Raw genomic sequence first — 13,414 nt, 5'->3', positions numbered from 1 at the left:
TGGGCATAATACTGTTGTGCTTGCACCTCTTTGGCTGAATATAACGGCATGAACACGGCATTTTTGGGAAAAATCGGATTTAGGTGGTGGTTTGGGACATTGTGCTGTATTTTGTTCAGCTTTTTAGTATTGCTACCAGTATATGGGACATCTTCTATTGATAATTTGAAACAGCAGCAGCAGCAAATTCAGCAGGAACGTGAGAATGTAGTCAAGGAGAGCGATCGCTTAACCAATCTGCAAACCGAAGCGCAAAAACACCTAACTGGTTTAAATCAAAATCTGCAAACTACTAATAGCTATATTCAAGAGAGCGAAGCCAGGTTAAAATCGGCAACGGAACTCTTACAACAGTTAGAAGCTGATTTACTGATAGCAGAACGTGTTTATCAAGAACGACAAGTAGCAACAGTGGCAAGATTGCGGTATCTTCAGCGTTCTTCAACTTCTCAAGGATTAGCTGTTTTACTGCAAAGTACAAATATCAGTGATTTTATCAGTCGTCGTTATCAGTTGAAATTGGTTTATCAAGCAGATCAGCGAATTTTGGCTAAACTGGCAGCGCAAGCAAAGTTGTTAATTGCCCAAAGAACCGAAGTAGAAGGGCAAAAAAATCAGATTGCTTTGATTAGAGAACAATTATTAGGGCAAAAAGCCGATTATCAAACTCAGGCACAATCACAAACGGAATTAATTCAACGCTTAAATAGCGATCGCTTGGCTTTGGCAGCAGCGCAAAATCAGCTAGAACAAGATTCCCAAAATTTGACCGTTTTAATTCAACAAAAAATCGCTGAACAAATAGCCAGAGAAGCACGGGAAGCAGCACAAGCAAAAGCTAACAGTAAAATTTGGATTCGTGGTACAGGTATCTTTGCATTTCCTAGTGATGCACCTACCAGCAGTCCCTTTGGTTGGAGAATGCACCCGGTGCTTGGTTATCGTCGCTTTCATGCAGGTTTGGATTTTGCTGCTAGTTATGGTAGTACGATTAGAGCCGCAGATTCAGGAACAGTGATTTTTGCAGGTTGGTATGGTGGATATGGCAAAGCTGTGATTATCGATCATGGTAAAAGTATCACCACACTTTACGGTCATAGTAGCGAATTATATGTGACAGAAGGGCAATCTGTGCAAAAAGGACAAGCGATCGCTGCTGTCGGTTCAACAGGTTTATCGACAGGGCCTCATCTACATTTTGAAGTTCGCCGCAATGGTTCACCCGTTGACCCAGCAAATTACTTGTAATTCAAAAAATGTGTTATACTAGGAATTGTATGAGGGCGCGTGGCTCAGTGGATAGAGCAACAGGTTCCGGTCCTGTGGGTCGGGGGTTCAAATCCCTCCGCGCTCGTTTTTTTACCTTATGGTGAGGGATGATCACCCCATTATACAACCATTACTCTTCATTACTAAATTCCTGAGAGCATTGATGTGGGCTTTTGAAAGCGTAACCACCATTTAGGGCATTTTCATTGCTAGTGCCTATCTTCTCTAAGCTTTCAGCCGCCTGGCTAAGGGTGTAATCATCCTGGGATGTCTTGAGGAGTTGCACCAAAGCGGCGATCGCTTTTTCATTACCAATACCTATCTCCCCTAAGCTTTCAGCCGCCTGGCTAAGGATGTACTTATCCTGAGATGTCTTGAGGAGTTGCACTAAAGCGGCGATCGCTTTTTCATTACCAATACCTATCTTCCCTAAGCTTTCAGCCGCCTGGCAAAGGATGTACTTATCCTGGGATGTCTCTAGGAGTTGCACCAAAGCGGCGATCGCTTTTTCATTGCCAATACCTATCTTCCCTAAGCTTTGAGCCGCCTGGCTAAGGGTGTCATTATCCTGGGATGTCTTGAGGAGTTGCACCAAAGCGGAGATCGCTTTTTCATTACCAATACCTATCTCCCCTAAGCTTCGAGCCGCCTGGCAAAGGATGTACTTATCCTGGGATGTCTCTAGGAGTTGCACCAAAGCGGCGATCGCTTTTTCATTACCAATACCTATCTCCCCTAAGCTTCGAGCCGCCGGTCTACGGGTACCCTCATCCTGGGATGTCTCTAGGAGTTGCACCAAAGCGGCGATCGCTTTTTCATTGCCAATACCTATCTCCCCTAAGCTTCGAGCCGCCAGCCAATGGGTACCCTCATCCTGAGTTGTCTTGAGGAATTCCACCAAAGCTGTGATCGCTTTTTCATTGCCAGTGCTGATATACCCTAAGCAATCAGCCGCGTGCCTACGGTTGCAAACACCCTGGGATGTCTTGAGGAATTCCATCAAAGCGGTGATCGCTTTTTCATTACCAGTGCCTATATTCCCTAAGCTTTGAGCCGCGTGCCTACGGGTATCCTCATCCTGAGATGTCTCTAGGAGTTGCACCAAAGCGGCGATCGCTTTTTCATTGCCAGTGCCTATCTTCTCTAAGCTTTCAGCCGCCTGGCTAAGGATGTACTTATCCTGGGATGTCTCTAGGAGTTGCACCAAAGCGGCGATCGCTTTTTCATTGCCAGTGCTGTCTATATGCCCTAAGCTTTCAGTCACCAGGCAACAGGTGTCATTATCCTGGGATGTCTCTAAAAGTTGCACCAAAACTGCGATCGCTTTTTCATTGCCAGGGTCTATAATCCCTATGCTTTGAGCCGCCCGCCTATGGGTGTAATCATCCTGGGATGTCTTGAGGAGTTGCACCAAAGCGGTGATCGCTTTTTCATTGCCAGCGCCTATCTTCCCTAATCTATAAGCCGCTTCCATCAGGGTGTCATCATCCTGGGATGTCTCTAGGAGTTGCACCAAAGCTGCGATCGCTTTTTCATTGCCAGGGTCTATATTCCCTAAGCTTTGAGCCGCCTGGCAACGGGTATACTCATCCTGGGATGTCTCTAGGAGTTGCACCAAAACTGCGATCGCTTTTTCATTGCCAGGGTCTATATTCCCTAAGCTTTCAGCCGCCTCCATCAGGGTGTCATTATCCTGGGATGTCTCTAGGAGTTGCACCAAAGCTGCGATCGCTTTTTCATTGCCAGTGCCTATCTTCTCTAAGCTTTGAGCCGCCTGCCTACGGGTATTATAATTCTGGGATGTCTCTAGAAGTTGTACCAAAGCTGCGATCGCTTTTTCATTGCCAGGGTCTATAATCCCTAAACTATCAGCCGCCTGCCTACGGGTATCATAATCCTGGGATGTCTCTAGGAGTTGTACCAAAGCTGTGATCGCTTTTTCATTACCAGTGCCTATATGCCCTAAGCTTTCAGCCGCCTCTATCAGGGTGTCATTATCCTGGGATGTCTTGAGGAGTTGCACCAAAGCTGCGATCGCTTTTTCATTGCCAATACTTATCTCCCCTATGCTTTGAGCCGCCCGCCTATGGGTGTCATCATCCTGGGATGTCTCTAGAAGTTGCACCAAAACTGCGATCGCTTTTTCATTGCCAGTGCCGCCTATATGCCCTAAGCTTTCAGCCGCCTTCATACGGGTATCATCATCCTGGGATGTCTCTAGAAGTTGCACCAAAACTGCGATCGCTTTTTCATTGCCAGGGTCTATATGCCCTATGCTTTGAGCCGCCTGGCAACGGGTGTCATTATCCTGGGATGTCTTGAGGAGTTGCACCAAAGCTGCGATCGCTTTTTCATTACCAGTGCCTATATGCCCTAAGCTTTCAGCCGCCTTCATACGGGTATCATGATCCTGGGATGTCTCTAGAAGTTTCACCAAAGCTGCGATCTCTGTTCTTCGTTCCGTTTCTTCCCGCGCTGCCTTGGCTGTATTTTTAATTTCTGACATAATTTTTCCCGACCAACTCCACTGGATGAAATGTAGCTAAGTATATCCCGCAACTTATAAATATTTAACAGTAAACCAAAAAGTTTTTTTCCTAAGAGCAAAAGCTAAAAAAATAGTGGTTTTTAATACTTAATGATACACAATCCTTTAATCAGCAAACATAGTACAGATAATTTTTACTTATAATTTATTGATTAATAATTTCTTGATGTTAACCTGATGGAATGTAGATGCCTTGGACTACTTGATATTTACGCTCAACAGCCTGAGATAAAAAGGCTAACATTTGTTTGAGTACGAAAAGCGTGCGATAAATTAATCGACTACCTTTCCTCTTACGACTAATTTTGCACCACAGGATATTCACCCAAATATTAACTAAAAGAAAGGATATACCAACGAATAATAATCTCAAAGCAGGCTTTTTATTATTCGTTTTTATACGACAGATATTTTTCAACCGATAGCTAGTTTCGATTCCAAATCTTTTTCGATAATCTTGATAGATATAATCTAAATTCGTTTTAATTTTATGCACAACATAAGCCAAATATTTTACCCCATGCTTATTATGTTTTCCCTTTCTATATTTACAGATAATCCATAAATCAAAAGTAACTGAATCGTCTTTATCTCTTGTGATAGTATGGGTGGTTTTATAACTTTTTTTACCCTTCAAAAATTGCTTGATTCCTCCTTGTTTTCCCGTTTTAATAGCAGGCATCATAAATGGTATATCTAATGCTTGCAACCATCGGATTACAGGAGTGTTAAAAAATCCCCTATCTAGATAGAGTTTTTTAACATTTATGTTAAGAGAGTCAAGTTCTGCCAATAAATAAGTAATTATTGCAACACTAGTATCTAATCGTCGAACACCTCTCACTGCAAGAGTTACACGCTTATTTTTGCTAATAACATATAAGGTTGCATAGGCGTAAAATGAATGAGTACCAGATTTTGCTTGACTTCGATATATGTAAGGTAATTCCTCATCCGTTGGTTTACCATAATAGCAAATTAAATTTAAATCAATCGCTATTTTTAAGCACCCTTTTTTTAATCCTAAAGGAATTCGACTTTTCAACGCTTGATTTATTTGCGCCTCTAATTCCTCAAAATTGTTGATTTTATTGAGATGATATCTAATATCATTAGCTGTGGGAACATTCTTTAATATTTTAGCTGTATTCTCAATACTATCTCCACTGCTTGCTGCTTTTATGAGGATCTCAAATAAAGTTTTTTGGTCACATATCCCTTGTGTTTCAATCGAAAAATTTTCTACTAAACATTCAATAACCTCATCCAGAGTTTCTGAGTCTGTTAAAATTGGTTCTTCTGTAAACTCGTTCCCCTTGGCTTTTTTTAGAGATGAAATAGTCAATTTTTTTAGATAAAATACAATTTATTACTTTGATTATTTCACATTTTGACCCACTGCAAAATATGATAATTATTTTTTATACAAAGAGTATTACATAATACTCTCTTGCTATACGTATTTATTCGTGATACCTGCTGCATCCCTAGTGGATCGCTCTCTTTGAAAAACTTTTTGGTTTACTGTTTAACCATTTCGGGAAGTATTCTGGCTGAGTTCTCATGTATTTAGATCACAGTCTTGATTCCTCTCTGTACCTCTGCGCTACGCCAGTTGCTACAACACGGGGAACCCGCGCAACGCATTGGCTCCTCTGCGTGAGAAAAAAGTGGTTCATTGACCCGAAAAGTCTTGAGGTTTTAGTTTTTTGTATCGGAAAGATAATGAAAACATAATGAAAACATAAAGTTTTAGTGACATTAAATACAAAATTACTTGAGTAATCAATAATTAAGAAAGAGTTAAGGCTTTCAACCGACTGCACTGAGTGGAATTACTGGTATGAAAAATAAATTGGCTTCTCAGCAAGAGGTGTATCAAGGCAACCTGCTCAGTTACATCACCGATCGCATTTCTCAATCTCTAGAGTTGCCAGAAATACTAGCCACGACAGCAGCGGAAATTCGCACATTTCTCAGAATAGACCGTGTAAAAATCTATCAATTCCATGAAGATGGTAGTGGTGAGGTAGTAGCAGAATCAATTCAGGCCAATCGCTTGCCTTCATTACTCGGATTGCACTTTCCAGCCAGCGACATTCCACCCCAATCACGGGAACTCTTCATCACAGCCCGTCAGAGAATAATTGTAGACGTGGGTTCTGAGCGCAAAACCCTGAGCCGCATTAAATCTTTCGGGGTTCTTAACGATCAAAATCAAGAAGATATTCGCTACAAATCTGTAGATCCATGTCATTTGCAATATCTAAAAACAATGGGTGTAGCCGCTTCCCTAGCTGTACCGATTTTGTACCAAAATGAATTGTGGGGGTTGATGGTAGCACACCACACTCAACCTAGACCCTTTACAGAACAAGAATTACAGATAGTACAACTTCTAGTAGACCAATTGCTGATTGCGATCGCGCAATCAAACCTATTTGCCCAAGCGCAACAGCAAGCACAGCATGAAGCCTCCATTAATCACATTAAAAACTGGCTCGGTACTGCCGTGGTTCCAGAAGAGGTGCGGCAGAAAGTTCTTGAACACATAGTCACCACACTAGGCGCAACCAGTGGGAGACTCTACATCACTGCTGATATGGCTGAACGCCCTGCACAGATCTATACCTGCGGTGAACAACCAAATCAAAACTTCATTGAAGAAAGCAAGGCGTGGCAGAAACTAATGGGATGGCAAGGTGTGCTGGCAGTCAGCCCTCGTCAGTTCTCAGAAGTGATGAAAACCTGGGAAAAAACCGAATCATCAGTCAATCAACCAGGCGCTGTTTATTCCTATACCATTGCCGACTTTTACCAAGATGCCCGCCTGAAACCGCTAGTTGCAGCCTTTGAAGCCACCTTAATTAGATCAGTACTCATCATTCCCCTGCAATATCAACAGCAGTATTTAGGTTGCTTAACCCTTTTCCGTCCAGAAATGGAAACAGAAACCTTGTGGGCAGGACGCTGGAATCAGGACGAACGCAATTTACGCCCCCGTGAATCTTTTGCAGCTTGGAGAGAAATTAAAACCGGACAGGCAAAACCCTGGAGTCAGAATGAAATCAAGCTGGTGCAATCCTTTGGTATGCATTTGTATATTGCGATCATGCAGCAGCGAGTCGAGAATTTACTGCGCCATCACACTTCTTGCGATTTACTCACCAAGTTGCCCAATCGTTTGTTATTTGATGAACTCCTGGCTTTGGCATTGGTGAACATTCACCAACGGGGAGAGATGTTGGCGGTTATGTTTCTAGATCTAGATCGCTTCAAACGAATCAATGATAGCTTGGGTCATGCTGTAGGCGATCGCTTATTGCAAATTGTCGCCGAACGGCTGAAGGGTTGTCTCAAAGAAGGAGACACCGTAGCGCGTTGGGGAGATGACGAATTTACCCTGCTGCTAACTCACATCAATTGTGCAAACGATGCCACCCAAATTGCTGAGAACATTCTCGAAGTCATCGCTAAACCTATTCAAGTAGACCAACAAGAACTGCATATCACTGCAAGTATTGGTATTGCCTTAGCTCCCTACGATGGTGAAGAGGCAGAAACTCTACTAAAACACGCAGATTCTAGCCTGAATCGTGCCAAGCAACAAGGCAAAAATAATTACTTGTTGTATACAGCAACTATGAATGCCACTTCCTTTGAAAAGTTGATATTAGGCAATAACCTCTACAAAGCTTTAAGTAAACAAGAATTACTACTGCACTACCAGCCCCAAATAGACCTCAAAACCGGGCAAGTTAAAGGAATGGAGGCATTACTGCGCTGGCATCATCCAGATATGGGGTTAATTTCGCCTGCCCAATTTATTCCCCTAGCAGAAGAAACGGGATTAATCTGCGAAATTGGTGAGTGGGTATTACGCACTGCTTGTTTCCAAAATCGCATTTGGCAGTTAGCCGGATTACCACCTTTGCGAGTTGCTGTTAATCTTTCTGCCCGTCAGTTCCAGCAGCCTAACTTGGTGCGAATCATTACCGAAATCTTACAGGAAACCCAGCTAGATCCTGAATATCTAGAATTAGAAATTACCGAAAGTTTGCTGATGCAAGATGTAGATTTTACCGTTTCTGCCTTGCGGGAACTCCAGGCTTTAGGAATTCACATTTCTATGGATGATTTCGGCACTGGTTATTCTTCTTTAAGTTTGCTGATGTATTTCCCACTCACTAGCTTAAAGATAGATCAATCATTCATCCGCAATTTAACTAAAAATTCCAGCAATGCGGCAATTATCACATCTGTGATTTCTCTGGGACATGGACTCAATTTAACCTTAGTAGCTGAGGGTGTAGAAACTTTAGAAGAATTAGAATTTCTCAGATTAGCTAACTGTGATACTGTCCAAGGCTATTTTTTAAGTAAACCCTTGAGTGGGAAAGCTGCGACCAAATTCCTGCTAGAAAAATTATCCCCAGCAGACCCACCGCATATTCTTCAGCCTAGTATTGAATCTATTCAACCTTGCCCTTTACCGGCCAGGGAATCGCAACGATTAGCCGCACTGAGGAAGTATCAAATTATTGATACACCTCCCGATGAAGCCTTGGATGATCTGACCCGTTTAGCGGCGCGGTTATGTCAAACACCTATTGCCTTTATCAGCTTGATAGATGCAGAGCGACAATGGTATAAATCCAAGATAGGGTTAAGTATTACCGAAACTCCCAGAGCGATCGCTTTCTGCTCCCACACTATCTGCCAAAATGATTTATTAATCGTCCCAGATACATTAGCTGATAGTCGGTTTGCCACTAATCCTCTAGTAACATCCCATCCGAAATTGCGATTTTATGCTGGTGCTTCCCTAATGACAGATGAGGGTTTGGCATTAGGAACTATCTGCGTTGCCGATTACGTACCCAGAGAGTTAAGTCCAGACCAACTAGAAATATTGAAAATTCTCGCAGGTCAGGTGTTAACTACACTAGAATTACGCCGTAACCAGATATCGCAACGACTTTTAAAAAAGAAACTACACCGCGCTCATGCCTTGGAAGAGTTACAACAACAACTCGAAAAAACCATCACAGCCTATAAAGACACAGAAAAATCATTAGTTGAACAAGTCAACTTGGCTCAGTTAGCATCTCATATCGCTAGTCTTCTCTGTCAGCAGGAAAAGTTACCTGTGGTACTGCAAAAATGTACAGAAGCCTTGGCTAAACATTTGCATATTGCCTTTGTTGGCATCTGGACGCTTAATCAAACTAGCGAAAACATGGATTTACAAGCGGTATTTGCAGAGCGTGTACCTTGTACTCTATCCTCCGGAGGCATTGCTACTACGCCCATTCCAGACATCGCTATCAGCGCATTTAAAGTTGATTGGATTACTCAAAACTGTCAGCCATTCCAGACGAATGCAGTCAGTAAAGAACTTGATTTAAGTGATCAAGAATGGGCAAAGCAAGAACAATTACAGGTTTTCGTTGGCTACCCATTGGTAATAGAACATTCGGTAGTCGGAGTGATGACACTATTTACCCGTCAACCACTAACTCAAGGTACTTTGACTCAATTAGCTGTTATTGCTGAGGATATTGCCCGTTGTGTAGGACAAAAACAAACAGAAGATTTACTGCGGTTGCAAAATCAACGGGAAAAATTGGTGGCGAAGATCACTCAACGTATCTTGCAATCCTTGGATCTTGATGAAATCATGGATACCACTGTGCAGGAAGTACGGCAATTTCTGCAAACAGACCGAGTAATTGTTTACCGCTTTAAGTCAAATTGGACTGGTGTAGTCGCAATGGAATCCGTCGCTAATGGCTTTAACCCCATTCTCAAAACAGTGATTGATGAACCATGTTTTAAAGATATCTATGTTCCCCAATACCGTGAGGGAAGAGTGCGAGCTATTGAAGATATCTATACTGCGGGGATTAGTCAGTGTCACTTAGATTTACTCGTTGGGTGTCAAGTCCGAGCTAATTTAGTAGTACCGATTATTCAAGGAGAAGAATTGTGGGGTTTACTAATTGCCCATCAATGTAGTGGGCCGCGCCATTGGCGACAATTGGAAATTAGTCTGTTGAGTCAATTAGCAACTCAAGTAGCGATCGCTATTAAACAATCTGAATTATATCAACAAGTACAACGTCAAGCCAGAGTAGACGGCTTAACCCAAATTGCCAACCGTCGTCGATTTGACGAATACTGGACTCAAATGTGGGAAAAGATGTCACAGACACAAACACCGTTATCAATTATTTTGTGCGATATCGACTTTTTCAAGCTTTACAATGATACCTATGGCCATCCCGCTGGGGATGATTGTTTGCGCCAAGTAGCGGCTGCTATCAGCAAAGCCGGAAATCGGCCAGATGATTTAGTAGCTCGTTATGGCGGTGAAGAATTTGTAATTGTACTACCAAACACCTCTGCACAAGGGGCTGTGCAAGTAGCAGAACGCATTCGCGCCGCAGTAAAAGCATTAAAAATTATCCACGCAAAGTCTGCTGTTAGCGATTACGTCACTCTCAGTATGGGGGTTACTAGTATCATTCCTAATCAGATGACTTCCCCTGTGGCTATAATTGCAGAGGTAGATCAGGCACTTTATCAAGCTAAAATGGAAGGACGCGATCGCTTACGAACCAGTATTTAGTTTTATTCGTAATTACTCATACCAATCCTGTGTGAAGTTGCTCCAAATAAATACCGTAGAGACGTTCCATGGAACGTCTCTACATCCGTGAATAAAGCGCATCCTCATAAAGAAATGGTATCAGCACTAAAATATCTTCAACTGCTGCTTTAACTCTACTGGCAGATTTTTCGCTATTTCTAAACCTTCCACATTTTTCCAACTTGTCTTTTCATCCCAACAAATATCACCTAATAAGCCATTACTCAACTTAGCACCACTGAAATTAGCATCTTCCAGATTAGTACCTCTGAGATTAGCACCACTCAGATCTGCAAGGCTCAAGTCTGCGTAATTGAGGTCAGCACTACTCAAATCAGCACCAGTTAAATTAGCACGAATAAAGTTTGCTTCATGCAAATTTGCATGGGTAAATAATGCTTCACTGAAATTAGCACTAATCATGTATGCACCACTACAGTTAGTCCGGCTGAAATTAGCACAATTGAGGTTAGCACGACTGAGGTCTGCATGAGAAAGATTAGCACCACTGAAGTCAACCTCAGAAAGGTCAGCACCCCTCAAATTAGTACCACTCAGAAATGACCCAACTATTTGATTAAAATTCTCCCCTGACAAGCAATTACTGTAGTTAATAATATCCCGTAATTGGGTAGTATCAACATCATTCTGCGGTTGACCAGATGGATAAAAAATAATGTCTTCCTTGAGTACATCATGCTCTTGAGCATAGCGGTGTAACTCCAACAAAAAAATCATCAAATTCAAACCAGTATAGACATCTACCTGATTTTGGTCTAAGTGATGAATTCCATACCTTTGTAATTGTTGCAGTTTGATTTGAGGTAAGTTATTTTCTGAATCATTGATGAATTGCTTTTGACACCAGTTATTATAAAAATTCTCTAAACGTTTAAACAGCATCACCCAATCAAAATTGGGAACTTCTATCAGCAATTGCACCAAAAATTCAATAATTTCATTTGTGATTTTACCAAAACCTAGCAAATCATAAATTTGCCAATTCATCTCGTTTTCACTAACAACAGGTTCCTGATTATCTTCTATTTTCTGCGTCCAAGCTACCAGTATCTCTTTGAACCTTTCCGCAAACAGAAAATCTCTAAAACTGCCATGAAAAAATTCAAACCGACTATCATTTGCAAAAACACCACAAGCAACTAAACTTGTTTTCAGGAATTGACGATCCTGTTGGGCAATTAGATCTTGAGTTTTTTGATCCTCTTGTAAATAGGTTTCTAACATTAACATTGAGGTAAAATTACCTCCTGACTGCACAACACAATTTGCCGCTGCTGTGAGAATAGCTTTAAAAGCTATGGCTTTTTGCGAATTTAAATCATCACGATGTAAATATGGAGTAATCAACCAATTAATAGCTTCATGATAAATAAAAGTTTTAGCTGTTTTTTGTTTTGCTCGCTCTAATTGATCAACAGTTAACTGAGCATCTCTATACATCGCTGCTAATAAATGCAGTAAAAGCGGTTCATGGGCTAATGTTTGTAATGAAGATGGGAGTTTTTTGGGTTGTAAAAATTGCTGAAAATCTGTATTTTTACCTTGATTTACTGGTAATGCTGCCCATTTTTGTAGCCATTTCTCTTGTAGGGTTTCATTCAAAGCAATTATTTCTACCTGCTCTAAATTTTCAGGTAGCTGAGAAATAGCTTTTAAAGCATTATTGTGACTAGTAATTAACACCCGATGACCCATTAAAGCACTACTTTGACATTTCTGCTGAAATGCGCCAAGTTGTTGCATGAATTGTGATAAATTGATTTGAGTGACTATATCAGAATTTAACTCATCTAAGCCATCTAGAATAAAGAAAAAGCGGTGATTTTTATTCTGTAACCAATTATTAGCTTGACTAACATTCAATGGCAAAGCTGATTTCAAGGTATCCTCTAATTCCATAGAAATGGAATTAATATTTTTTAAATCAATCAAGATTGGTGTCCAAAGAGGATGAAGATGTGTTTTTACCCAATTGGCAAATATTCGAGCGAATATACTTTTGCCTCTTCCTGTTTGTCCTTGAATTAAAATTAATTGTGCTGCTTTATTGGGATTGAGAAGCATTCCTTTAGTCCATGTTTCTAAATCAAAAATGTCAGAACTTATATTTTGAGATTTAGCCTGGAGAGGAATATAAATATCTTGAATAGAGTAGCCTTGTTGAAAAACTGTTTCTAAAGATGGGGAGGTAATATATTTATCTAAATATTCATCAATACTGTGAATATTTGCTTGTGATTGCTGCCAATAGATCAAATCTATGGGAATTATATTTTCAATTACATCACCTAAATTAATCAAAGCTTGAATTATGTAACGCTGAGTATTAACAGCAATTCTCTTGGTCAAAAGATTAGCTAAATACTTGGTAACATCTGGTGTTATTAATCGTGCTGATAATATTTGATTGAATGCTGTTGCTAATTGGGACTCATGAAAACATAAAATTGTATCTGTAGCAATTTGAGTATCTAATTGAATATGATGAATATTTTGGATCTTTTTACTAACTTCTAACAAATTATCAGTATTAGTATCCCCAGTTATTGCCGGATATAAAGATAAAATTTCTTTGGTACTTTCTAAATAAGCTGCTTGACTGACTATAGATACACAGTCTTCTAAAGTAAGATTTCCTGGAGATATGTCACCGTAAAATTTCAGTAAAGCAATACCCAAAGACAGAAAAGAAAATTCCGAATCTATGATTTGTGCTAAAGGTAAATCAAGCACATCTAATAATGAAGATGAATTTTGCAGTACAGATTTTAAGGTTTCTAAACTAGCACCTTGCCTTTGCATGGTTTGTGTTGCTTCTATAACTGCTAGACCAGTTTTTATTGTTGTATTGAGATTTTCTTCTACCGAAAAAGATTGCTGAAACTGATGCCAAATTTGTGATAGTTTTTTTTTCATGAGTATTA

Annotated in this window: 5 protein-coding genes and 1 tRNA gene; 3 read left to right on the top strand and 3 right to left on the bottom strand. The window is 40.6% G+C overall.

What is annotated here, in order from left to right:
- Nucleotides 1-48 precede the first annotated feature (48 nt).
- Both AC012T_RS13140 and AC012T_RS13135 read left to right on the top strand, forming a co-directional pair.
- Nucleotides 49-1,248 carry a murein hydrolase activator EnvC family protein gene (locus AC012T_RS13140; protein WP_487058934.1) on the top strand — a complete coding sequence of 400 codons (1,200 nt, stop codon included), beginning with the start codon at nucleotides 49-51 and terminating at the stop codon, nucleotides 1,246-1,248.
- A gap of 33 nt (nucleotides 1,249-1,281) precedes the next feature.
- Nucleotides 1,282-1,354, top strand: a tRNA-Arg gene (locus tag AC012T_RS13135).
- A gap of 45 nt (nucleotides 1,355-1,399) precedes the next feature.
- Here the strand turns inward: AC012T_RS13135 and AC012T_RS13130 are convergent.
- Together AC012T_RS13130 and AC012T_RS13125 are read right to left on the bottom strand one after the other, a co-directional pair.
- Nucleotides 1,400-3,775: a HEAT repeat domain-containing protein gene (locus AC012T_RS13130; RefSeq protein ID WP_487058933.1), complete on the bottom strand. Its 2,376-nt coding sequence runs from the start codon at nucleotides 3,773-3,775 to the stop codon at nucleotides 1,400-1,402.
- Nucleotides 3,776-3,986: 211 nt separating this feature from the next.
- Nucleotides 3,987-5,162: an ISH3 family transposase gene (locus AC012T_RS13125; RefSeq protein ID WP_487063466.1), complete on the bottom strand. Its 1,176-nt coding sequence runs from the start codon at nucleotides 5,160-5,162 to the stop codon at nucleotides 3,987-3,989.
- Between the two features lie 498 nt (nucleotides 5,163-5,660).
- On the opposite strand from AC012T_RS13125, the gene AC012T_RS13120 reads away from it, so the two are divergent.
- The gene (locus AC012T_RS13120) at nucleotides 5,661-10,448 is read left to right on the top strand and encodes a diguanylate cyclase domain-containing protein (RefSeq protein WP_487066370.1); all 4,788 of its coding nucleotides are present in this window, start codon (nucleotides 5,661-5,663) and stop codon (nucleotides 10,446-10,448) included.
- 126 nt (nucleotides 10,449-10,574) lie between these two features.
- On the opposite strand, the gene AC012T_RS13115 is transcribed toward AC012T_RS13120, so the two are convergent.
- Nucleotides 10,575-13,406 carry a pentapeptide repeat-containing protein gene (locus AC012T_RS13115; protein ID WP_487066368.1) on the bottom strand — a complete coding sequence of 944 codons (2,832 nt, stop codon included), beginning with the start codon at nucleotides 13,404-13,406 and terminating at the stop codon, nucleotides 10,575-10,577.
- Nucleotides 13,407-13,414: the final 8 nt, after the last annotated feature.

The organism is Anabaena sp. EIM26, assembly GCF_057568715.1.
The sequence above is the reverse complement of the archived record's forward strand: the minus strand, read 5'-3'. Positions and strand labels throughout refer to the sequence as shown.